This is a genomic window from Allostreptomyces psammosilenae (assembly GCF_013407765.1).
GTDB classification, from domain to species: Bacteria; Actinomycetota; Actinomycetes; order Streptomycetales; family Streptomycetaceae; genus Allostreptomyces; species Allostreptomyces psammosilenae.
Window position 1 is genome coordinate 1908324 of sequence record NZ_JACBZD010000001.1, and the last position, 20472, is coordinate 1928795.

The following is a 20472-nucleotide window of genomic DNA, read 5'->3' on the forward strand; positions in this document are numbered from 1 at the left end:
GGCGAGCGGTGCCCATGCCGACTCCCGAGTTCGGGTGATGGAGGAGGAGATCGCGGCGGTGGACGGGGAAGCGCTGCAGGAGGCCGCCCGGCGGCACGCCGAGGGACTGCCCGCCGCGACGCTGGAGCACCCCTTCGGGCCGGACTGGGAGGTCTTCAAGGTCCGCGGCAAGGTGTTCATGCTCATGACCAGCGTGCCCGGCACCCCGGTCGTGATCCTCAAGTCGGAACCGGGGGAGGCCGAGGCCCTGCGCGAGGCGCATGCGGACATCACCCCCGGTTACCACATGAACAAGAGGCACTGGATCACGCTCGCTCCCGGCGACTCGATCGACGAGGAGCTGGTCGAGGAGCTCGTCACCGACTCCTACCGGCTCGTGGTCGGCAACCTGCGCCGCTCGGACCAGCCGGTCGATCCGGAGGGCTACGGAGTGCGGGAGCGGGCCTGGCAACGATGACGATCACCGGGAAGCGGCTCCAGGAGGTCGCACGCAACACCGCGAACCGGCTGCCCGGCGTCGGCAACGGACGCCCGTTCGCCGAGAAGCTGGACGTCTACAAGGTGGCGGGGAAGGTCTTCCTGATCGTCACGGACGATCCCGACGAGCAGATCATCACCGTCAAGGTCGAGCCCGACCACGCGCGGTCCCTGCGGCAGGAGCACGAGTCCATCGCCGCGGGCCGGTACCTCGACAAACGGCACTGGGTCTCCGTGAGCGCGGGCCGGGACATCACGGCGGGAGAGGTGAAGGACCTCGTCGCCCACTCCTACGACCTCGTCCTGGAATCGGTGCCGCGCAACCGCCGGCCCCAGGGAAAGGGTTGACCATGCACACCATGTCGGACGAGGAGTGGCGCGCGTTCGTCACGCGTGACGTCCACACCGGGAAGTTCACCACGGTCGGGCCCGACGGCGCCCCCCACATCACTCCCGTCTGGTACGTCTTCGACGGCGAGGACTTCCTGTTCACCGCGGGCGGCAGGACGGCGAAGGTGCGCAACGTGCGCCGCGATCCGCGCGGGGCCATCTGCGTCGACGACGAGAACCCGCCGTTCGCCTACGTCGAGGTGCGCGGCGACGTGACGCTGAGCGAGGACCTCGACGAACTCGTCGAGGTCGCCACCCGCGCCGGGGCGCGGTACGCGGGCGAGGAGCGGGCGGAGGAGTTCGGCAGGCGCAACGGCGTACCCGGCGAGGTCGTCGTCCGCCTCCACCCGACGAAGGTCATCGCCTACGGCGGCATCCTCGACTAGCGGCGACCCCACCGAGCCGGCCCGCCGCCGGTCAGACGCGTGGGCCGAGGAAAAGGCCACCGCTCGCGTCGATGACCTGGCCGGTGATCCAGCGGGCGGCGTCGGAGGCGAGGAAGGCGACCACGTCGGCGACGTCGTCAGGTCCGCCCAGTCGGTCGAGCGCCGTCGCGCCGACGATGTGTTCGACGAGGCCCGGCGCGTCGAAGACGGCTCCGTTGGCGGGGGTCCTGGTGGCTCCGGGAGCGACCGCGTTCACCGTGATGCCCCGGGACCCGAGTTGGTTGGCCAGGGTTCTGCTCATCGTCTCGACGGCGGCCTTCGTCATGGCGAAGGACGTCTGGGCCGGGTTGGCCATCCGGGTCGCCACCGACGAGATGGTGATGATCCGGCCGCCGTCGCGCAGCAGCGGCAGCGCGTGCTCGACGATGAAGTACGGCGCCCGCACGTTCACCGCGAACAGGTGGTCGAACTCCGCCCGGGTGGTCGCGCCGATCGGGCCGGCCGGCGCGGCCGCCGCGTTGTTGACCAGGATGTCGAGCGGCCGACCGGCCAAGCCGGCCTCGACACCGGCGAAGAGCGTCTCCACGTCGCCGTCCACGCCGAGTTCGGCCCGGACGGCGAGGGCCGTCCCACCGGCGCGTCGTACCTCCGCGACCGTCTCCGCCGCCCCGTGCTCGTCCGTGCCGAAGTGCACGACGACCACCGCTTCCTCCGCCGCCAGCCGGGCCGCGATCGCCCGCCCGATGCCGCGCGACGCACCCGTCACCAGAGCCGTCCTGCCGGCCAGAGCGCCCATGCCACCCACCCCATCCGTGTTAGTTACTAACATCACGGTAGTGTGTATCACATGAGCGAGCGGAAACCGACCCTGCGGGAGCGACAGCAGTCCGAGACGCGGCGGGCGATCCAGGCGCACGCGGTGCGGCTGTTCACCGACCGCGGCTACGACGCGGTGACGGTGGCCGAGGTCGCCCGGGCCGCCGGGGTCTCGGCGATGACCGTGTACCGGCACTTCCCCACCAAGGAGGACCTCGTCCTCGTCGACCAGCCGGCCGAGCTCATCGCCGAGCGGGTCGCCGCGTCGTCCGCGGCGCAGCCCCTGGTGCGCCGCGTCGGCGGCGCACTCGTCGACGCGGCCACCGCGCTGACCGGCGGCGAAGGGAACAGACCGGCGGCGGCCGAGCGGTTCCTGCTGGACTGCCTCCGGCTCATGGTCTCCACGCCCGCGCTGCGGGCCAGGCACCTGGACCGCCAGTACGCCCTGCAGCAGGCCATCATCGACGCCCTCGGGGACGACGTGACCGATCCCGACGCCGCCTTCCGGGCCCAGGCGGCGACCAGCGCCTGCCTGGCCGCCATGCACACGGCGCTGACCCGCTGGGCCGACGACGACGGGAGGACGAAGCTGCCCGAGCTGATCGCGCGGGCGCTCGCCGCGACCTTCGGCGACGACACCGTCGCCGCCGGACTCAGCGGAGCAGCGTCTTCTCCTCGGTGACCATGACGGCCACGGTGCTCATGTCGATGAACTTCGCTTCGTCCGGGTTGACCAGCTTCCGGTAGTTCTCGGAGGAGAAGAAGGCGTCGTGGTCCTCCCAGTTCTCGAACCAGATCTCCGTCAGGCCGTCGTAGGCGGGGCCCGGGTAGTTCTCGGCGGGCACCGGGTGGGACACGGTGTACTTCCGCACGTAGCGCCGCGCCTCCGGGATGGAGGCGAACAGCGGACCGTGCCGGTCCCGGTGGTACTCGACGAACCGCTCGAAGGACATGCCGTCGATACGGTTGATCATGAAGGCGAGCTTGATCATCGATTCCTGCCTCTTCCTCGTGTGACCGCGCCGGACATCAGACGCGTGGAGTGGTGGGCCGCGCGGCTGTGGGTAACCTAGACCCTCACATCGGTGTGAGGGGCAAGTCGCTGCGGCTCGGCGCACAGTGAGGAGTCGGGGTGCGAATCGGTGAACTGTCCACCCGGACAGGAGTCAGTCGTCGATCGCTGCGCTACTACGAGGACCAGGGATTGCTCGTCAGCTCGCGCTCCCCCAGCGGGCAGCGTCACTACGACGACGAACACGTCGAGCGGGTCCGGCTCATACAGGCGTTCCTGGCCGCGGGCATGTCCACCAGTACCATCGCCGCAATGGTCCCCTGCATGGCGAAGCCCAGCAGGGGCGGGGCTCACCGGGCCCTGGAGATCATGGGTCGCGAACGAGCCCGGCTGTCGTCCGCCATCGACGACCTCGCCGCCGCCAGGTCCGCCCTCGACCACCTCATCGAGGTCAACCGGGAGTACCTGGCGCAGTCGACCGGAGCCGAACCGTAGGAACCGGCCGGCCCACCGGCAACCAGGGCGCAGCCGGGGCGGTGGCCGCTCGGTCGGGTCAGCCGCCGGCCGCCGTCGCGGCGCGCGCGGCCAGGTCCCGGGTGGCGCGCGCGAGTTCCGGGGGGCCTTCGACGCGGTAGGGCAGGCCCACCGCGGCGAGGGCGCCCGCCAGCCAGTCCCAGTCGTCCGTGCCGGTGGTGTACCGGCAGCGGTCCGCGCCGGCCGGCTCCAGCGTTCCCGCCCGTGCGGTCAGCCGCCGCGCCACCGCCCCGGCGGGCGCCAGGAACAGCGCCGCCGCCTTCGGCTCGGACGGGCGGGGGAAGGGCCAGGCGGACTGCTCGGGCACGGGGCGCGGCGGGAAGGTCGTGCCCGGCACCCGTAGCCCGGTGATCCGGTCCGCCCGGAAGCTGCGCCAGTCCGCGCGGTCCTCGTCCCACGCCAGCAGGTACCAGTGGTGCGCCAGCAGGTACCAGTGGTGCGCCAGCAGGAGCAGGCGGTGCGGCTCCGCCCGGCGCTCGCCGGCCTCGCCGTCCCGTGTGGTGTAGCGGAAGCGCACGCGGGACCGCAGGTGGGTGGCCTCCGCCAGCCGTTCCACGGTGTCGAGGTGGTCCGCCGGGCCCGGCGTGGGCGGTACCTCGGTGGCCGCCAGCAGCGCCTCGATCGGGCCGCGCAGCCGGGCGGGCAGCGCCTCGCCCAGCTTGCGCAGGGCGGTGTCGGCCGGACCGGCCGGGCTCGCCCCGTAGGCGGCGGCGGCGTGCCGCAGCCCCACGGCCGTGGCCACCGCCTCCTCCTCGGACAGCAGCAGCGGCGGCATGCCCTGCCCGGCGGGCAGCCGGTAGCTGCCGCCGGTGCCGGGGGCGGACTCCACCCGGTAGCCGAGGCGCCGCAGGCGCTCCACGTCCCTGCGCAGGGTGCGCGGCGAGACCCCGAGCCGGGCCGCGAGGTCCGCCCCGGTCCGCGGGGTCCCCGCGGCCAGCAGGGACAGCAGCTCCAGCGTGCGGGCGCTCGGGTGATCCATGTGCACAGCCTCGCACCCTTGCGGCCAGGTTCCGGCCGCAAGGGCCGTTACGGTGCCGGCACTGGTCCACGACATCGAGGAGGTCCGATGACCATCGTCGTCACCACACCCACCGGCCACGTCGGGTCGCGGGTGGTCCGGCTGCTGCTCCAGGCCGGCGTCCGTCCCCGCGTCCTGCTGCGCGATCCGGCGCGGCTGGAGCCGGACGTCCGCGCGCGGGTGGACGCCCGCCGCGGCGACCTCACCGACGCCGGCTTCGTCCGCGAGGCGATGGCGGGCGCCACCTCGGCCTTCCTGGTGGACCCGACGCCGCACACCGTCGAGGATCCGGTGGGTGTCTCGCGCCGCACCGGCGCCGGGCTGGCCGCGGCGGTGCGGGAGGCCGGCGTGCGGCGCGTGGTGTTCCTCAGCAGCGTCGGGGCGGAGCTGCGGCACGGTGCCGGCCACATCGACGGCCTGGGCGCCATCGAGGAGCAGCTCGACGCCACCGGCGCCGACGTGCTGCACCTGCGCTGCGGCTACTTCTTCACCAACCTGCTGGCGTCCCTCGACGGCCTGGCCGCCGGCGAGCTGACCACCTCCGACGCCCCGGACCGGGCCCTGCCGTGGGTCGACCCCCGGGACATCGGTGACGTCGTCGCCGCCCGGCTGCTGGGCGGCACGTGGCAGGGCCGCGCCGTGCAGGGGGTGCACGGCCCGGAGGACCTGTCGTGGCGGCGGGTCGCGGAGATCCTGACGGTCGCGCTGGGCCGCGACATCCGGCTGCGCGTGGTGTCCGACGACGACGTGCGCGCGGCTCTGGCCGCGGCGGGTCTGCCGCCGGGCGCGGTCGCCGGCATCGTCGGCATGACCGCGGGCACCCGCGCGCTCACGCCCGAGCAGCCGCGGGACGCGGTCACCACCACTCCCAGCACCCTGGCGGGCTGGGCCCACGCGCACCTGCGTCCCCTGCTGGCCGCACCCGCGGGCTGACCGGATCCCCGCGCGGGCGCCCGCCGGCGTCAGCTCGCGAAGGGCACCTGGGCGGACAGGGCGGTCTCCTTGCCGAGGGGGTGCCGCCACAGTCCCTGCGCGGCAAGCCGCGGCAGCACGCCCTCCCCGAACCAGTAGGCCTCCTCCAGGTGGGGGTAGCCGGAGAGGACGAACTCGTCGATGCCGAGGGCGTGGTACTCCCGGATCCGCTCGGCGACCTCGTCGTGGCTGCCGACCAGCGCGGTGCCCGCGCCGCCCCGCACCAGGCCGATGCCGGCCCACAGGTTGGGGTGGATCTCCAGGGCGTCGCGGTTGCCGCCGCCGTGCAGGGCGAGCATCCGCCGCTGCCCCTCGGACTCGCTGCGGGCCAGTCCGGCCTGCACGGACGCCACGGTCTCCGGGGCGAAGCCGTCGAGGAGCCGGTTCGCCTCGGTCCAGGCCTGCTCCGAGGTGTCGCGGGTGATGACGTGCAGGCGGATGCCGAAGCGCGGGGCGCGCCCCTCCCGGGCCGCCAGGGAGCGGATCCAGGCGAGCTTCTCGGCGACCTGCGCGGGGGGCTCGCCCCAGGTGAGGTAGACGTCGGCGTGGCGCGCGGCGACCTCTCCGGCGATCGGCGAGGAGCCGCCGAAGTACACGGCGGGGACGGGCTCGGGCACCCGGGCGAGCGCCGCGTCCTCCACCCTGAGGTGCTCGCCGCGCAGGTCGACGGTCCCGCCCTGCCACAGCTCGCGGACGATCCGCAGGAACTCGCCGGTGCGGCGGTACCGGGCGTCCTTGTCGAGGAAGTCGCCGTAGGCGCGCTGCTCGTGGCTCTCGCCGCCGGTGACGACGTTCAGCAGGAGCCGACCCCCGGTCTGCCGCTGGAAGGTGGAGGCCATCTGCGCGGCGAGCGTGGGCGAGACGAAGCCGGGGCGGAAGGCGACCAGGAACTTCAGGTGTTCCGTGTGCTGGCTGACCATCGCCGTGGTCAGCCACGCGTCCTCGCACCAGGCGCCGGTGGGGGTGAGGGCGCCGACGAAGCCGAGGTCCTCGGCGGCGCGGGCGATCTGGCTCAGGTAGGCGACGGTCGGCGGCCGGTCCCGCCCGGAGGCGGTGGCCGGGGTGCCGTGGCCGCCGCCGACCACGTGGCGGCTGTCGCCGTTGGTGGGCAGGAACCAGTGGAAGGTGAGCGTCACGGGGTCTCCGATCGGGGTTCTGGGCGGGCCGGGGGGCGGCTAGAGCAGGCCGTGCCGGGGTGGCCGCGTGCCGTTGAGCACGTAGCGGCCGATGTGCTGGACCTTCCAGCGGGACGGGTCGTGCAGGGTGTGGGTGCGGGCGTCCCGCCAGTACCGGTGCAGGTTGAGGGAGTTCAGTGCCGAGCGGGTGCCGGACACCTCGAACAGGGCGTCCGCCACCTCCACGGCCGCCTGCGCCGCCTGCACCTTGGCCGCGGCGACCGCGATGGACGCCTCGGCCGCCGAGTCGTCGGTGAGGTCGGCCTGTGCGGCGTCCACCGCGCGGGCGGCCTCCCGCAGCAGCGCCTCGGCGGACCGCACCCGCAGGGCCAGTTCGCCGAACCGCTGGATCAGCAGCGGGTCCTCGGCGGCGGTCTCCACGCCGCTCTCGAACCAGGGACGGCTCGTGGTCCGCACGAACGCGGCGGCCTCCGCCAGGGCGCCCCCGGCGATGCCGGCGTCGATGGCGGCGTGCAGCAACTGGGCCGTGGCTCCGTGCAGTTGCGGGCCCCGGAAGGTGAGGTGGTGCGGGAGCACCCGGTCGGCGGGCACCGGGACCCCGTCCAGGCGGACGGTGCCGCTGGCGGTCGTCCGCTGGCCCATGCCGTCCCAGTCGTCGATCACGGTGAGGCCGGGCGCGTCGCGCGGCACGTACGCGACGTGCAGGTCGTCGTCCCGGGCGCGGGCGAGAACCGGGATCCAGTCGGCGAACAGGGCTCCGGTGGAGTAGTGCTTCACACCGGTCAGGAGGTAGGAGCCGTCGGCCCGCGGCTCCAGCCGGGTGCGGATGTCCTGGACGTGCCGGGTGCCGGCCTCCGACTGGGCGTTGCCGAAGCGGCGGCCGGCGAGCAGTTCGGCGAAGAAGAACCTCCGCTGCTGACCGGTGCCCTGACGGCGGATCACGTTGACGTACACGAAGTGGCTCTGCGGGATCTGGGCGAGGCTCGCGTCGGCGGAGGCGAGCAGCCGGAAGATCTCCGCGAGGGTCTCCTGGCGGACGTCGGCGCCGCCGTGCTCGGTGGGCACGGTGACGGCGAGCAGCCCGGAGCGGGACAGCCGGTCCACCTCCTCGCGCGGCAGCCGGCGCTCGGCGTCCCGCGCGCGGGCGCCGGCCCGGAACTCCTCGGCCAGCGCGGCGGCGACGGCCAGGGCCTCCGCGTCGTCGGCGATCACGTGCGCGGCCACGGTCGTCAGCTCGCCCGGGCCGGGACCGGGGTGCGCACGAGGGCCACCGGGAACGTGGCGGAGGGGCCGCCGGGGAGGGACGGGACGCCGGCCATGGGTGCTCCTTTCGGAAGGCTGGGAGGCTGCGGGGAACGGGGCGCCCGCGCGCGGCGGGCGCCCCGGCGGGTGCTCAGGAGTACCAGGTGGGCTGGGGGAGTTCGGCTTCGAGGACCCACCGGCCGACCTCGCGGCGCTTGTAGGCGACCGGGTCGTGCAGGGTGTGGGTGCGGACGTTGCGCCAGAAGCGGTCCAGCCCCTCGGCGGTGGTCGTGGAGCGGGCCCCGGTCACCTCGAAGACGCGGCTGGCGACCTCCAGGGCGACGTCGGTGGCGCGGGCCTTGGCCGCGGCCACCCGCACCTCGAACTCTCCGCGGGCCCGCTCGGTGACCGCGTCCGGGTCGTCGTGCAGCTTCTGGCCCTCGGCGGCGACCGCGTCGGCGAGCGCCTCGACGGCCCACAGCTTCGCGGTGAGGTCGCCGTAGGTGTCGATGACGTAGGGCTCGTCGACCGCCCGCTCGTACCCGCCGTGCAGCCAGGGCCGCGTCCGGGTGCGGGTGTAGGTCGCCGCCGTCTCCAGGGCGCCGCCGGCGATGCCGAGGTAGAAGTTGACGAAGACCAGTTGGATGGTGGGGACGTTGAGGGTGTTGTAGACCCGCGGCTGGAACCGCTTGTCGACGTAGCCGGCCGCGGAGGACCACGGGGTGCGGACGCCGTCGAGGGTGACGCTGCCGCTCTCGGTGAGCCGCTGGCCGATGTTGTCCCAGTCGTCGTGGAAGGTCAGGCCGGGGCTGTCGGAGGGCACGATCGCGAAGACGTGCTGGTCGGTGCCTTCGAGGACGCCTTCCAGGACGGTGACGTCCGAGACCTTGCTGCCGGTGGAGAAGGTCTTGTGGCCGGTGAAGACGAGGGAGTCGCCGTCCTCGGTGACGGTCACGTCCTTGTCGCGCGGGTTGACGGCGCCGCCGAAGAACCAGCGGTTGCGCGCGGCCTCGGCCTCGACGTGCTCCCACTGCTCCCGGGTGCCGACCAGGCGCGCGGCCCAGTTCCACAGGTAGTGGTAGCCGAGGAGCTGGCCGATGGAGCCGTCGGCCTTGGCGACCTCGCGGACGACGCGGTAGGCGGTGGTCCAGTCCTGGCCTCCGCCGCCGTGCTCGACGGGGCCGAGCAGGGTGACCAGGCCGGAGTCCTTCAGCAGCCGCACCTCGGCGTACGGGGTGGCTCCGGCGCGGTCGCGTGCCGCGGCGTCGGCGGCGAGGACGGCGGCGACCTCGGTGGCCCGGGCGATCCACTCCTCGGCGGTCCGCGGCGCGGGGCGGGTGGTCCAGTCGGCGGGGGTGGCGGTGCTCATGGGTGTGGGCCTCTCTGCGCGGTGGGGGTGGGTCAGGCGTGGGCGGGGGCGGACGGGGCCCCGGCGTCGGGGAGGTGGGCCTCCAGCTCGCGCACCAGGGGCAGCACCCGGCGGCCGAAGTACTCCACTTCCTCGTGGTAGTGCAGGAAGCCGAGGAGGAAGAGGTCGACGCCCCGCTGCTTGTAGGCGACGATCCGTTCGGCGATCTGCTCCGGGGTGCCGATGAGCCCGGTGCGGAAGCCGTCGTTGTACTGGACGAGGTCCTCGAAGGTGGAGTCCTGCCACATGCCGGTGGCGTCGGCGGTGGACTGCCCGGCCTGCTTCACGGCGGCGCCGAAGCCCTCGACGGCCTCGGTGTCGGCCTTGGCGATGATCTCGCGCAGGGTGGCGCGGGCCTCCGCCTCGGTGTCCCGGGCGATCAGGAAGCCGTTGAGGCCGAACCTCGGCGGCCTGCGCCCGGCCCGGCGGGCGGAGGCGTGGACGTCGTTGATCTGTTCGACGACCCCGTCGAAGTCCCTGCCGTTGGAGAAGTACCAGTCGGAGACGCGGCCCGCCATGGCCCACGCGGCCGTGGAGTTGCCGCCCTGGAAGATCTCCGGGTGCGGGCGCTCCGGGGTGCTGAGGGGCTTGGGCTTGAGGGAGAAGTCGCGCAACCGGTAGAAGTCGCCGGCCAGTTCGGCGTGGTCCTCGGTCCAGATCTTCCGCAGGGCGCGGATGAACTCCTCGGAGCGGCGGTAGCGCTCGTCGTGCTCCAGCCACGGCTCGCCGAGGGCGGTGAACTCCCCCTTGAACCAGCCGCTGACGACGTTGACGGCGAACCGGCCGCCCGACAGGTGGTCCGCGGTGGCACCGAGCTTGGCGAGGACGCCCGGGTGCCACAGGCCGGGGTGGACGGCGGCGATGACCTTCAGGCGTCGGGTGGCGAGCAGCAGGGCGAGGCTGAAGCTGGTCGACTCGTGCTGGTACTCGGCGCCGTAGCTGGCCATGTAGCGCACCTGGCTCAGCGCGTACTCGAAGCCGTTGTCCTCGGCGAGGACGGCCAGTTCGCGGTTGTAGTCGTAGTCCCAGTGGGTGCGCTGCTCGATCCTGCTGGTGACGAGTCCGCCGCTGACGTTGGGGACCCAGTAGGCGAATTTGACGGGTGCTGCGGGCATGCGGAACTCCTGTTGCCGAATTGTGGGCACGCCGAATTCGGACGGCGCGGCGGCCGGAACTCAGGCGGTGGGGAAGCAGCACACGGCACACGGCTGCCCCGAGGTGAAACAGGCGTGGCGTGGGGGGAAAGGCGGCCGGGGGTCGGGTCAGGCCGCGGGGCGACAGGAGGCGCTGGAGACGTGCGCGAGGTCGACGTGCCGTCGCCGCGTCAGGTCCAGTCGCTTCGTCATGTCGTCGATCGTGGCAGTCACCGGTGAGCGTCGTCAAGGAGTCGCCCGGCGGCGGGGGCGGGCCGGGTGCGACCGGCCACCGGCCGCAGGTTTCGACCATTAACGGTCATCTTGTTGACCCGCCCTCAGAGCAGCCCCTACTTTTCAGGCCGACAGAACATCAATCGCTACCAAACGACTACTTTCGATCAAATTCGATCACGACTCTCCGTGCCGGGCCCAGTCCAGACAACGACGGGAACTCCCCATGCCACGTGCACACCGCCTCACGGCCGTGACGGCCGTAGCGGCTGCCATCTTCTCGCTCGCCGGCGGCGGCCTGCTGGCCCCGCCGGCGACCGCCACTCCGGACGCCACGCCGTTGGCGGCCCCGCCCTCGGCCACCACCCGCACCGCCCTTCCCGAGCTCCGCCTCGACGACCCCTCGATCCCCTGGCAGGAACTCGTCGTCGACGGCGACGACGTCGAGCGCCGCCCGGACGGCACCCCGTACAACGCCTTCGGCGGCTTCGGATCCGTCTCGTGCAACAACACGTCGAACCTGCTCCTCGACTACAAGGAGGAGAACCCGGACGCCTACTGGGCGATCATGCGGATGCTGTTCGACCCGGAGACGGGCGCGGGCCTGAAGCACATCAAGGTGGAGCTGGGCGCGGACAGCAACAGCTCGTCGGGCGCCGAACCCGCCACCAAGCGCAGCGCCGACGAGCCCGCGAACGTGCTGCGCGGCGCCGGGTTCCACTTCATCTCCGACGCGCTGTCGATCAACCCGGACATCGAGATCGAGGCCCTGCGCTGGGGCGAGCCGTCGTGGACCGGCAACGACTGGACCAAGCGGTACCAGTGGTACAAGGAGACGATCGACGCCGCGTACGACACGTTCGGCGTCGAGTTCGACTGGATGAGCCCCTCCCAGAACGAGGTCCGCGGGGCCGCCTACCAGGCGTCCGAGCTGGCCTGGACGGTGCGGTTCGCCGAGTGGCTGGAGCGCGACGCCGCGGCGCCGGACGCCCGGTACGACTACTCGCGGATCAAGATCGTCGCCCTCGACTCCTACCGGGAGGGCGACGCGGTGGCGGGCCGCATCCTCGCCGACCCGGCCGCCCTGGAACAGGTGGACGCCCTCGGCTACCACTACGACATCGTCGGCGGCCCGAACGTCACGCGGCTCAACAAGGAGTTCGGCAAGGAGATCCTCTACTCCGAGGGCGTCGCCCCGATGATCGACCCGCAGTACCGGGTCGCCGCCGACCCGGCCCGCGGCGGCGTGGGGGGCACGGTCTCGGCCGCCGACATCGCGGACCGGTTCATCAACGCCTACCGCTGGAGCGGCGCGGGCGACGACCCCGCGCACATGACCACGTTCCTCTTCCAGCCCGCGGTCAGCGCCATGTACGAGGGCACGCAGTACTCCCCCAAGCACCTGATCCGCGCCTCCGACCCGTGGTCCGGCTACTGGGAGGGGGACGTGGGCCTGGTCGCCGTGCGGCACTTCCACCAGTTCGTCGAGGACGGTTGGGAGTACGTCGAGGGCGCCACCGGCGGAGACGGCACGAAGGGGGACGGCGGCACGAACGTCGACACCTCCACCCGCACGGTCCTCACCGCGCGCACGCCCGCGAGCGCCGCCGGAGAGCCCCAGTGGTCGCAGGTGCACGCCAACAACACCCGCACCGACCGGTACTTCGAGGTCAAGGTGGCCGACCTGGGCGAGGGCGGCAGGCCGCTGTACGCGTGGGAGACGCGCGGGCCGGACGCCGGCCAGGCGTACGACGCGAACTACTTCCGGAACACCGGCTACTACGCGCCGGTCCGCACCGAGACGATCGACGGCGTCGAGCACGACGTCTACCGCGTGGAGGTGCCGGCCTACTCGATCGTCACCCTGTCGACGCTGGCGCGGGGCGTCCACGGCACGACGGCGGAGTACGCGCCGGGGGACTTCGCGCCCGACGCCGAGGACACCATCCTCGAACTGCCCTACCGCGACGACTTCGAGTACGACGACTACCCGGTGACCACGGTGGGCGGGCGCGAGATGACGTATCTGGAGCGCCGGGGCGGCACCCCCCGCTACACGGCCGACCAGGACGGCGCCTTCGAGGTGGTGGCGAGCGGCGAGGCCGCGCACCGCCACGTGCTGCAGCAGCAGATCCACGCCGAGAACCGGGGCTTCACCTGGAACGTGTGGGGCGACGGGCGTCAGAACGTGCTCCAGACGGCCGCCCCGTCGACCGTGCTGGGCGACCACCGCTGGGCCGACTACACCGCCGCGGTGGACTTCCGACTCGACGCCGTCGACCGGGACGCGACGCTGGAGAACTTCGCCGGGCTCGGCGTGCGGCAGGTGTACGCGCGCGGCGGCGACCAGGCCACGTACGCGGTCCGGGTGCACGAGGACGGCCGGTGGCAGCTGCGCAAGCTGGACACCGTCGTGGCGTCCGGCACCGTGGCCGGCTTCGACGGCGCGGCGTGGCACAGGCTCGCCGTCGAGGCCCGGGGGAACGTCGTCACGGCCACGCTCGACGGCAGGCGGCTCGCGCAGTACGCCGACCCGTCCGCGAACCCCGTGCTCACCGGCCGGATCGCCCTGGTCAGCGGCTTCTACAACACCCGCTACGACAACCTGGCGGTGACGCCCATCAGGGGCTCCGCGTGGGCCTCGGAGAAGATCGACGACGCCGACGCGCGCCTCGCCTACCCGGACGGGGCCACCTTCACCCAGGCCGGCTACGCGCACTTCAACCGCACCCAGCACGTGCTGCGCACCGGCCAGTCCGTGACCATCCCCTTCACCGGCACCGGCCTCAACCTCTTCGGCGCCACGGGCAGCGCGACGCTGGAGGTGCGGATCGACGGCGGCGCGCCGCGCACCGCGCAGGTCGGGCCGGTGGGCACGCGGCAGACGTCGTACTGGCTGCGCGGCCTGCAACAGCGGGCACACACGGTCACCGTGCGAGTGGTCAGCGGCACGTTCACGCTCGACGGGGTCGACGCGCTGACCGGCGGCGCCAGGGTGCGCCCCGACCGGCCGGCCGTGGCGGACGGCGGCGAAGGCTGACCGGGGGGGGGCAGGCGCGCCAGCGGTCGGGGCGCGCCTGCCCACCCGTGACGGCACCGACCGTCGCGCCCACGCGTGCGGCGGGCGGTCCAGGAGGGTCACCCCGTACCGGGCGGGCATGTCCGCGTGGTCCGTGTCGTCACGTGCGTCGGCGGGACCGATCGAGCGGCGGCAGCCCTCGATGGCCGCGGAGCCCAGGCAAGGAACAGGAACCCGATCGGCTCGTTTCGCCCGCGACGCCGGCCCCCGCCGAGGAACGCACGACGCGCCGGCGACTGGTGCTCCGTCCGGCTCACAACCGCTGGCGGGAGGTCGTCGGGCCTCCGCCGTGGCCCCGCACCGCGGCGAGGCACTGGTCGTAGAGGTCTGCGGGGTCGGGTCGTCCGCCTTCCCTGACCCACAGTTCGGTCGCCGCGTCCATGCAGGCGAGGACCGTCACGACGATCGCCTTGGCGCGCAGGTGAGGGGCCGGGTCGGGGCCGGCGGTCAGCCGCGCCCGGACGACCGGGACCAGTTCCTCCTGCCAGCGCAGCCGCTTCTCGATGTAGCGCGCGTGCAGCGAGGGGGTGTCGAAAATGAGGCGGGACAGCTCCAGCGCCCGCTCCCGGGTGTGGTTGGCGGTCAGGACGGCCTCGAACCCGACACGCAGGGCGTCCCAGGCGGACACCTCGGCCGGCTGCTGCTCCACGGTCCGCTTCAGCAGCTCGCCCAGCGCCTCCTGGTCGCCGCAGACCAGGTCCTCCTTGGTGCCGAAGTAGCGGAACAGGGAGCGCTGCGAGATCCCCGCCTCCCGCGCGATCTGCGCGATCGTCGTCCGCTCGTAGCCCTGCTCGACGAACAGACGGACGGCCGTGTCCAGGATCACCCGGATGGCGACCTGCCGCGACCGGTCCCACAACGTCGTCATGGACGTCAGGCTACCCCACTCGGCAGCAGCCGCCAGTTTGGCATTTACTGCCAATCCAGCCACCGGATGCGGAGCGGTGGAGTTGCCGGCAGTTTAGGAACGATCGTTCTTGACTGAACATTCCTAAACTGCGTAGCATCGCGGCATGGGACGACCCAGAGGCTTTGACGAGGCGGAAGTGGTCCGGTCGGCGGCGGAGCTGTTCGCCGTCCGTGCCTACGACGGCATCTCCATCGACGACCTGGTCGCTCACCTCGGTGTGCACCGGAACAGCCTGTACAAGACGTTCGGGAGCAAGCGCGGGCTCTATCTCGCCGCCCTGCGCCGGTCGCTGGAGCACGACTTCGCGCCCCTGGTGGACCGTGTCGCCCAGGCGGCCGGGCCGGCCGAGGGGATCCGCGAAGCCCTGGCCGAATCCGCCACCACGGGCCTCGACCTGCTCCTGCTGGCCGCCGTCGAACGCGCTCCCGTGGACCCCGAGGTGGCCGAGCTGGTCGCCGGGGCGTTCTCCGCGCTCGACCGGGCGATCGGCGCCCCACCCCCACCCGACGACGCCGACGGCGGAACCGATGCCGCCGCCTCGGCCGCGGCGCTCACCGCGCTCCTCCTCGGCCTGCGGGTCCGGGCGAGGTCCACAGCCGCGACCGTGGACGCCGCCCGAGTCGGCGCCGTACTGGCGCGGCGGCTCGGCCGCCCCTGAACCGACCCCTGAACCGAACCAGCGTTGAACCGACCACCGTGAAGGGAACCACCATGGCGCAGGTCCACATCGACGGCGACAAGCTGATCGTGGAGATGGAAGGGCTCGACAAGCTCTGGGCGCTCAAGAGCCGACTGGTCATCCCGCTGGCCAACGTCCGTGGCGCGACCGCCGACCCCGGCATCGCCAGGGAGCGGAAGGGCGTGCGCGCCCCCGGCACCCACGTTCCCGGCGTGCTCACCGCCGGCACCTTCCACATCGACGGCGAGCAGGTCTTCTGGGACGTCCGGGACCCGGCCAAGGCCGTCGTCATCCAGCTGGCCGACGAGCGGTACGCCCGCCTCGTCGTCCAGGTCACCGACCCGCGGGAGACGGTCGAGCACATCGAGGCCGCCCTGCGCTAGCCCAGGGGCGGGCCGGAAGGGCCGACACGCTCGGATCCGACCGTGTCGGCGACTCCCTAGCCGCCGGACGGGAGCCGGCGGCCGTAGGCGAGCAGCAGGAGTTCCTGAGCGGGACGCGCCACGGCCGTGCCCGCGCCGTACGACCACTCCAGATCGGTGGCCCGCAACTCGACGCCGTCGAGGCGGGCCCCGAAGAAGCGGAGCGTACGCGGTCCGACCGTCCCGAGCACGATCCGCAGCCGCTCCTCGGGGACCCGCCGCCCCAGGCCGAGGGCCACGGTGATGTCCAGGCCGTGGATCACATCGTGCCCGAGCGCCGCCGGCAGGCCGCCCACCGGGGGTTTCCACGGGTGGTGGGCGTTCTCCCGCAGCGCCGCGGCGAGTTCCCGGGGGGCGAGGGCGGCGGCGTCGCGGTGGGCGAGGCGGTCGGTCATCCTGTGCAGGTGGCCGCCCGCCCGGGCGAGTTCCCACGCCGTTTGGCCGAGGGAGTACCGGAACCCCATGCTCATGTGCGCGGCGACCTCCCGCACACGCCACCCGCCGCACAGGCTCGACGCGTCCCACTGACGCTCCGTCAGTCCGTCCAGGACGTCGGCGAGCTCGCGCCGTTCGGCCGCTATCGCGGCACGCACGTCCGCCGCTGCAGTCTCCATGATCACCAGCGTGCCCAACCACCGATCAGAAGTCCAAGAGCGGCCCCTTCTCGTCGCTAGCATTTCCGCTTATGGAGCTCCGCCAGCTGCAGTACCTCCTCGCCGTCGTCGAGGAGGCCAACTTCACCCGCGCCGCCGCCCGCCTCCACCTGGCACAGCCGGGGATCAGCGCCCAGATCAGGCAGCTGGAGCGGGAGCTCGGGCAGCCCCTGCTGGACCGCTCCGGTCGGACGGTGACCACGACGGCGGTCGGCGAGGCGGTGCTTCCCTACGCGCGGGCGGCGCTGGCCGCCGTCGAAGGGCTGCGGCAGACGGTGGACGAGTTCACCGGCCTGTTCCGCGGCCAGGTCACCATCGGTCTGGTCTCCGGTGCCGCGACCGACGAGTTCGACGTGGCCGCCGTACTGGCCGACTTCCACGACGAACACCCGCGGGTCGAGATCTCGCTCACCGAGGACACCTCGGCGCGGATGCTCACCGCCCTGCGCCGCGGTGAGCTCGACCTGGCCGTCGTCGGCCTCACCGGCGAGGACCCGCCGCCCGGCGTCGGCGTCCAGGTCATCGTCGACGCGCCGCTGGTCGCCGCCATGGCCCCGGGCCACCCGCTGCTCCCACCGGTCGGCCACACCTCCCTCCCGCTGGCTGCGCTCGCCGGCCATCCGCTGATCAGCCTGCCGCGCGGCACCGGGCTGCGCGGCGTACTCGAGCAGGGCTGCACCCAGGCGGGCTTCGCCCCACGCATCGCCTTCGAGGGTGCCGCTCCGAACCTGCTGGCGCGCCTCGCCGCCCGCGGGCTCGGGGTGGCCATCCTCCCGGAGCTCCCACCGGAGGCGGCGGCCGAACTGGGCCTGCGGACCGTCCCCCTCACCGCTCCCCGCCTCCGCGGCCGGATCGCCCTCGCCTGGCCGACGGACGGTCCGGCCGCCCCGGCGGCCAAGGCCCTCCTCGCCCGCATGCGGAAGGCGTTTCCCCCGGCGCACCCTCCCGAGCCGCGGCGACCGCACCCCGGCGCCGATCTCCGCGCCGGCGGTCACCGCGACCCGGTGGTGGACCGTCCCGCCTGACCGCTACCAGGGCAGGGGGCCGGCCTCGCCGAAGAACCCGGCGGTCGGTCCGTCCGCGCCGAGCGTGGCCAGGCGCACCACGACGGCGGCGCCCTGCGCGGGGGTGAGGAACCCGCGGTGGCCGTTGATGTCCGTGTCGACGTAGCCCGGGTCGGCGGCGTTGACGAGGATGCCGTCCTTGCGCAGCTCGTTGGCGTACTGCACGGTCACCGCGTTCAGCGCGGTCTTGGAGGGCGTGTACGCGGCCGAGGTGAACCCGGCCAGCGGGCCGTCCGGGTCGCTGTTGACGGTCAGCGACGCGGCCGAGCTGCTGACGTTGACGATGCGTGCCGCGGGTGACCGCCGCAGCAGCGGGAGCATGGCGTTGGTCACCGCGATCACCCCGAAGACGTTGGTCTCGAACACCGCCCGGACCAGGTCCAGGTCGACGGTGCTCGGGACTCGGTCGAGGGCGTCCTCGGGCGCGACCTGCCCGGATCCGCTGATGCCGGCGTTGTTGACCAGCACGTCGAGGTGGCCGAAGCGTTCCTCGACCCACCGCGCCGCCTCCTCGGCGGCGCCCCGGTCCGTGACGTCCAGGGTGACCGCGTGCGCGTCCCCGCCCGCCGAACGCACCGCCTCGGCGGCCTGTTCACCGCGCTGCGGGTTCCTGGCGCCGACCAGGACCGTCATGCCCAGCGCGGCGAGCTGCTCGGCCGTCGCGCGGCCGATGCCCTTGTTCGCCCCGGTGATCAACGCCACCTGCCGGTGGGTGGTGGTGTGCTCGTTCATGGCCAAGCTCCTGTCCGAGAGGGTCCGTGGCGTGGAGTCGCGTGCCGCGCGTACCGTTCGCGCGGCGTCCTGACGAACACCAGATGCCGCCCAGCCGGTCCCCGTGACAGCGCGCAGCTGTGACCTGCGTCACCGGCCGGAATCCGGCGGACCGCCCACCGGGCCGCTCACGGCATGACCACCACGACCTTGCCGCGGGCGTGGCCCTGCTCCAGGTGGCGGACGCCCTCGGCCACGTCGGCCAGGGGGTAGGTCCGGTCGACCACCGGGGCGAGCGTGCCGGCCTCGATGAGCGCGGCGACGGCGAGCAGGTCCCCCTGGGTCGGCCCGGCCGGCGCCGCCGGGAGGATCACCCGGAGCTGCTGCCGGACGAACGCGTTGGCCGCGGCCAGTCGCAGCATGGATCCCACCGCTCCGAAGACGTGGCCGGGCGAGCCGCCGCCGTTGGCCACCAGGGTCCCCGTCGGGGTGAGCGCCCGGCGCAGTCGGCGCAGCGGGCGGTTGCCGACGTTGTCCAGGATCAGGTCGTGGCGCACGCGCCCGTCGGTGAAGTCCTCGCGGGTGTAGTCGACGACCCGGGTGGCGCCCAGTGAGCGCACCAGCTCGACGTTGCGGGTGCCGCACACCCCGGTGACCTCCGCGTCCAGGGCCGCGGCGATCTGCACGGCGAACGTGCCCACGCCGCCGGCGGCCCCGTTGACCAGGACCCGCTGCCCGGCCCGTGCCCGGCCCACGCTCCGGATGCCGCGCAGGGCGGTCACCGCCCCCATCGGCACGGCCGCGGCCTGCTCGAACGTCAGGTTCGCGGGCTTGGGCACCAGCAGGTCCGGGGTGGTGCGCGCGTACTCGGCGAAGGCGCCCGGGCAGAAGCCCAGCACCTCGTCGCCGGGCTCGAGCCCGCTCACCTGCGAGCCGACCGCCGCCACGACTCCGGCGGCGTCGATCCCGGCCACCCGGGACTTCGGCCGGGTCAACCCCACGCCTCCCATCAGCCGCGCCACGTACGGGTCGCCGCGCATCATGTGCCAGTCGTAGGGGTTGAGCGCGGCGGCGCGCACCCGCACCCGCACCTGGTCGGCCCCGATCTCGGGCGGCTCGACGTCCGCCAGTCGCAGGATGTCCGGCGGGCCGAACACCTCCTGGACGATCGCCTTCATTCGATCCTCCCCGTCCCTGGTGATCGACGACGTGCTCGCCGACGCGGCCGGCACGGCGCCGGGCGGTCGGGAACCAGCACGGAGGTGTACGGCGTACACCTTCACCGATCACGGTAGGTGTATGCCGTACACCCGTCAAGGGGTGCGCAGGGCCCGGCCCGCGGCTCACGCGCGAGCGGGAATCACCGGGGAGCGAGCGGGTCCGGGTGCGTCAGACCGCGCCCCGGAGCCGTTCGAGGCCGTCCAGCGTCAGGTCCAGCGCGAACTCGAACTCGAACTGGTCGTCACAGCCCGAGCCCACGACGGAGTCCGGATCGTGGGCGACCGCCATGGCCAGTTCGGTGAGATGGGGGTAGCGCGCGGCCATCTCCTCCGGCGGCAGCGCGTCCGGATCCGGCTCGCCGCCGGGACTGTCCTCGAACAGCTCCTGGGAGAAGCCCAGCAGCCGGCTGCCCATGACGTGCATGGCGTGATGGACGAGGTCGACCGGGAACCCCCCGGCCCGGAAGATCCCGACCATCGAGTCCAGGTACTCCAGCACCGCGGGGGTCGGGGTGGCCCGCGCCTTGATCCGCGACTCGATGACCCCGGGCGCCCAGGGGTGGCGCAGCAGCATCCGGCGGGCCGACAGCACCCGTCGACGGATGGCGGTCTTCCAGTCGGTGTCGGTGGCCGGCGGGTCGATCTCCCCCACCAGGGCGTCGATCATGCCGTCGAGCAGCTCGTTCTTGTTGCTCACGTGCTTGTACAGCGCCATGGGCACGACACCGAGCGCCTGCGCGATCCTCCGCATGCTGAGCGCGTCGACCCCGCCCTCGTCGGCGAGGGCCACGGCGGTGGCCAGAACCCGTTCCCTGCTCAACGGCGCGCGGGGCCGCGTCGAGGTGTTTGCCTGCCCGGCGATCTCCACCATCCCCTCTCGTCATGGGGAGGGCCCGGAGCCGGCCGCCTTCCCCTGGCCGGTGTACAGCGTCCACCCACTCTACTCGCGCAGGAGGTTGCCGCCGGTCACCCCTTG

General features: G+C 73.2%; 22 protein-coding genes. 10 read left to right on the top strand and 12 right to left on the bottom strand.

All coding sequences use genetic code 11. From position 1 onward, the window contains the following. The first annotated feature begins 58 nt into the window (after nucleotides 1–58). From FHU37_RS07625 to FHU37_RS07635, 3 genes are read left to right on the top strand one after another with little or no spacing between them, the layout of a single operon-like run. Nucleotides 59–457: an MmcQ/YjbR family DNA-binding protein gene (locus FHU37_RS07625; protein ID WP_312892749.1), complete on the top strand. Its 399-nt coding sequence runs from the start codon at nucleotides 59–61 to the stop codon at nucleotides 455–457. Next, nucleotides 454–825 (top strand): MmcQ/YjbR family DNA-binding protein, encoded by a 372-nt coding sequence (locus FHU37_RS07630; RefSeq protein WP_179813446.1) that lies wholly within the window; start codon nucleotides 454–456, stop codon nucleotides 823–825. The genes FHU37_RS07625 and FHU37_RS07630 overlap by 4 nt, the downstream gene beginning before the upstream one ends. Before the next feature lie 2 nt (nucleotides 826–827). Beyond that, on the top strand, nucleotides 828–1253 hold the full coding sequence (locus FHU37_RS07635) for a PPOX class F420-dependent oxidoreductase (RefSeq protein WP_246449683.1): 426 nt from the start codon (nucleotides 828–830) through the stop codon (nucleotides 1251–1253). Nucleotides 1254–1284: 31 nt separating this feature from the next. On the opposite strand, the gene FHU37_RS07640 is transcribed toward FHU37_RS07635, so the two are convergent. Next, a complete protein-coding gene (locus tag FHU37_RS07640) occupies nucleotides 1285–2049 on the bottom strand; it encodes an SDR family oxidoreductase (RefSeq protein ID WP_179813447.1) in 765 nt (254 codons plus the stop codon). A 51-nt stretch (nucleotides 2050–2100) separates the two neighbouring features. Here FHU37_RS07640 and FHU37_RS07645 point away from each other — a divergent pair, with 51 nt between their 5' ends. After that, nucleotides 2101–2751, top strand: coding sequence for a TetR/AcrR family transcriptional regulator (locus FHU37_RS07645; RefSeq protein ID WP_179813448.1), 651 nt, complete (start codon nucleotides 2101–2103; stop codon nucleotides 2749–2751). On the opposite strand, the gene FHU37_RS07650 is transcribed toward FHU37_RS07645, so the two are convergent. Next, a complete protein-coding gene (locus FHU37_RS07650; protein WP_179813449.1) occupies nucleotides 2723–3061 on the bottom strand; it encodes an EthD domain-containing protein in 339 nt (112 codons plus the stop codon). The genes FHU37_RS07645 and FHU37_RS07650 overlap by 29 nt on opposite strands. A gap of 140 nt (nucleotides 3062–3201) precedes the next feature. Here FHU37_RS07650 and FHU37_RS07655 point away from each other — a divergent pair, with 140 nt between their 5' ends. Continuing rightward, nucleotides 3202–3576 (top strand): MerR family transcriptional regulator, encoded by a 375-nt coding sequence (locus FHU37_RS07655; RefSeq protein WP_179813450.1) that lies wholly within the window; start codon nucleotides 3202–3204, stop codon nucleotides 3574–3576. A gap of 58 nt (nucleotides 3577–3634) precedes the next feature. On the opposite strand, the gene FHU37_RS07660 is transcribed toward FHU37_RS07655, so the two are convergent. Then, nucleotides 3635–4594, bottom strand: coding sequence for a helix-turn-helix transcriptional regulator (locus tag FHU37_RS07660; RefSeq protein ID WP_179813451.1), 960 nt, complete (start codon nucleotides 4592–4594; stop codon nucleotides 3635–3637). 87 nt (nucleotides 4595–4681) lie between these two features. On the opposite strand from FHU37_RS07660, the gene FHU37_RS07665 reads away from it, so the two are divergent. Then, nucleotides 4682–5566 carry an NmrA family NAD(P)-binding protein gene (locus FHU37_RS07665; RefSeq protein ID WP_179813452.1) on the top strand — a complete coding sequence of 295 codons (885 nt, stop codon included), beginning with the start codon at nucleotides 4682–4684 and terminating at the stop codon, nucleotides 5564–5566. Nucleotides 5567–5595: 29 nt separating this feature from the next. Here the strand turns inward: FHU37_RS07665 and FHU37_RS07670 are convergent, their stop codons facing one another. The 4 genes from FHU37_RS07670 to sfnG all read right to left on the bottom strand — a co-directional run bounded on the left by FHU37_RS07670 (nucleotide 5596) and on the right by sfnG (nucleotide 10506). Continuing rightward, a complete protein-coding gene (locus FHU37_RS07670) occupies nucleotides 5596–6741 on the bottom strand; it encodes an LLM class flavin-dependent oxidoreductase (protein WP_179813453.1) in 1146 nt (381 codons plus the stop codon). A gap of 39 nt (nucleotides 6742–6780) precedes the next feature. Then, the gene (locus FHU37_RS07675; RefSeq protein ID WP_179813454.1) at nucleotides 6781–7965 is read right to left on the bottom strand and encodes an SfnB family sulfur acquisition oxidoreductase; all 1185 of its coding nucleotides are present in this window, start codon (nucleotides 7963–7965) and stop codon (nucleotides 6781–6783) included. Nucleotides 7966–8134: 169 nt separating this feature from the next. Continuing rightward, complete coding sequence (locus FHU37_RS07680) at nucleotides 8135–9352, bottom strand: acyl-CoA dehydrogenase family protein (protein ID WP_179813455.1); 1218 nt, start codon at nucleotides 9350–9352, stop codon at nucleotides 8135–8137. A 32-nt stretch (nucleotides 9353–9384) separates the two neighbouring features. Continuing rightward, the gene (gene sfnG, locus FHU37_RS07685; protein ID WP_179813456.1) at nucleotides 9385–10506 is read right to left on the bottom strand and encodes a dimethylsulfone monooxygenase SfnG; all 1122 of its coding nucleotides are present in this window, start codon (nucleotides 10504–10506) and stop codon (nucleotides 9385–9387) included. 478 nt (nucleotides 10507–10984) lie between these two features. Here sfnG and FHU37_RS07690 point away from each other — a divergent pair, with 478 nt between their 5' ends. Continuing rightward, entirely contained in the window at nucleotides 10985–13798 is a 2814-nt protein-coding gene (locus tag FHU37_RS07690) for a glycoside hydrolase family 30 protein (RefSeq protein WP_179813457.1), read from the top strand. 292 nt (nucleotides 13799–14090) lie between these two features. Here FHU37_RS07690 and FHU37_RS07695 read toward each other — a convergent pair whose 3' ends face one another. After that, entirely contained in the window at nucleotides 14091–14705 is a 615-nt protein-coding gene (locus tag FHU37_RS07695) for a TetR/AcrR family transcriptional regulator (protein WP_179813458.1), read from the bottom strand. A 145-nt stretch (nucleotides 14706–14850) separates the two neighbouring features. Here FHU37_RS07695 and FHU37_RS07700 point away from each other — a divergent pair, with 145 nt between their 5' ends. After that, nucleotides 14851–15405 carry a TetR/AcrR family transcriptional regulator gene (locus FHU37_RS07700; RefSeq protein ID WP_179813459.1) on the top strand — a complete coding sequence of 185 codons (555 nt, stop codon included), beginning with the start codon at nucleotides 14851–14853 and terminating at the stop codon, nucleotides 15403–15405. Nucleotides 15406–15458: 53 nt separating this feature from the next. Beyond that, nucleotides 15459–15809: a hypothetical protein gene (locus tag FHU37_RS07705; RefSeq protein WP_179813460.1), complete on the top strand. Its 351-nt coding sequence runs from the start codon at nucleotides 15459–15461 to the stop codon at nucleotides 15807–15809. 56 nt (nucleotides 15810–15865) lie between these two features. On the opposite strand, the gene FHU37_RS07710 is transcribed toward FHU37_RS07705, so the two are convergent. Further along, the gene (locus FHU37_RS07710) at nucleotides 15866–16462 is read right to left on the bottom strand and encodes a maleylpyruvate isomerase family mycothiol-dependent enzyme (protein ID WP_179813461.1); all 597 of its coding nucleotides are present in this window, start codon (nucleotides 16460–16462) and stop codon (nucleotides 15866–15868) included. 71 nt (nucleotides 16463–16533) lie between these two features. Here FHU37_RS07710 and FHU37_RS07715 point away from each other — a divergent pair, with 71 nt between their 5' ends. After that, nucleotides 16534–17526, top strand: a complete 993-nt coding sequence (locus FHU37_RS07715; protein WP_179813462.1) for a LysR family transcriptional regulator — start codon at nucleotides 16534–16536, stop codon at nucleotides 17524–17526. 3 nt (nucleotides 17527–17529) lie between these two features. Here FHU37_RS07715 and FHU37_RS07720 read toward each other — a convergent pair whose 3' ends face one another. The 3 genes from FHU37_RS07720 to FHU37_RS07730 all read right to left on the bottom strand — a co-directional run bounded on the left by FHU37_RS07720 (nucleotide 17530) and on the right by FHU37_RS07730 (nucleotide 20367). Beyond that, nucleotides 17530–18297: an SDR family oxidoreductase gene (locus tag FHU37_RS07720; RefSeq protein WP_179813463.1), complete on the bottom strand. Its 768-nt coding sequence runs from the start codon at nucleotides 18295–18297 to the stop codon at nucleotides 17530–17532. Nucleotides 18298–18464: 167 nt separating this feature from the next. Further along, the gene (locus FHU37_RS07725; RefSeq protein WP_179813464.1) at nucleotides 18465–19454 is read right to left on the bottom strand and encodes an NAD(P)-dependent alcohol dehydrogenase; all 990 of its coding nucleotides are present in this window, start codon (nucleotides 19452–19454) and stop codon (nucleotides 18465–18467) included. Between the two features lie 211 nt (nucleotides 19455–19665). Beyond that, the gene (locus FHU37_RS07730) at nucleotides 19666–20367 is read right to left on the bottom strand and encodes a TetR/AcrR family transcriptional regulator (protein WP_179813465.1); all 702 of its coding nucleotides are present in this window, start codon (nucleotides 20365–20367) and stop codon (nucleotides 19666–19668) included. Between the last annotated feature and the right edge of the window lie 105 nt (nucleotides 20368–20472).

Bases quoted from the DNA above. Each gene is read 5' to 3' on its own strand.
- FHU37_RS07720 (WP_179813463.1), bottom strand. From the start codon at position 18,297: ATGAACGAGCACACCACCACCCACCGGCAGGTGGCGTTGATCACCGGG.
- FHU37_RS07665 (WP_179813452.1), top strand. From the start codon at position 4,682: ATGACCATCGTCGTCACCACACCCACCGGCCACGTCGGGTCGCGGGTG.
- FHU37_RS07650 (WP_179813449.1), bottom strand. From the start codon at position 3,061: ATGATCAAGCTCGCCTTCATGATCAACCGTATCGACGGCATGTCCTTC.
- FHU37_RS07635 (WP_246449683.1), top strand. From the start codon at position 828: ATGCACACCATGTCGGACGAGGAGTGGCGCGCGTTCGTCACGCGTGAC.
- FHU37_RS07700 (WP_179813459.1), top strand. From the start codon at position 14,851: ATGGGACGACCCAGAGGCTTTGACGAGGCGGAAGTGGTCCGGTCGGCG.
- FHU37_RS07695 (WP_179813458.1), bottom strand. From the start codon at position 14,705: ATGACGACGTTGTGGGACCGGTCGCGGCAGGTCGCCATCCGGGTGATC.
- FHU37_RS07725 (WP_179813464.1), bottom strand. From the start codon at position 19,454: ATGAAGGCGATCGTCCAGGAGGTGTTCGGCCCGCCGGACATCCTGCGA.
- FHU37_RS07645 (WP_179813448.1), top strand. From the start codon at position 2,101: ATGAGCGAGCGGAAACCGACCCTGCGGGAGCGACAGCAGTCCGAGACG.
- FHU37_RS07640 (WP_179813447.1), bottom strand. From the start codon at position 2,049: ATGGGCGCTCTGGCCGGCAGGACGGCTCTGGTGACGGGTGCGTCGCGC.
- FHU37_RS07710 (WP_179813461.1), bottom strand. From the start codon at position 16,462: ATGGAGACTGCAGCGGCGGACGTGCGTGCCGCGATAGCGGCCGAACGG.
- FHU37_RS07715 (WP_179813462.1), top strand. From the start codon at position 16,534: ATGGAGCTCCGCCAGCTGCAGTACCTCCTCGCCGTCGTCGAGGAGGCC.
- FHU37_RS07705 (WP_179813460.1), top strand. From the start codon at position 15,459: ATGGCGCAGGTCCACATCGACGGCGACAAGCTGATCGTGGAGATGGAA.
- FHU37_RS07680 (WP_179813455.1), bottom strand. From the start codon at position 9,352: ATGAGCACCGCCACCCCCGCCGACTGGACCACCCGCCCCGCGCCGCGG.
- FHU37_RS07630 (WP_179813446.1), top strand. From the start codon at position 454: ATGACGATCACCGGGAAGCGGCTCCAGGAGGTCGCACGCAACACCGCG.
- FHU37_RS07660 (WP_179813451.1), bottom strand. From the start codon at position 4,594: ATGGATCACCCGAGCGCCCGCACGCTGGAGCTGCTGTCCCTGCTGGCC.
- sfnG (WP_179813456.1), bottom strand. From the start codon at position 10,506: ATGCCCGCAGCACCCGTCAAATTCGCCTACTGGGTCCCCAACGTCAGC.
- FHU37_RS07690 (WP_179813457.1), top strand. From the start codon at position 10,985: ATGCCACGTGCACACCGCCTCACGGCCGTGACGGCCGTAGCGGCTGCC.
- FHU37_RS07730 (WP_179813465.1), bottom strand. From the start codon at position 20,367: ATGGTGGAGATCGCCGGGCAGGCAAACACCTCGACGCGGCCCCGCGCG.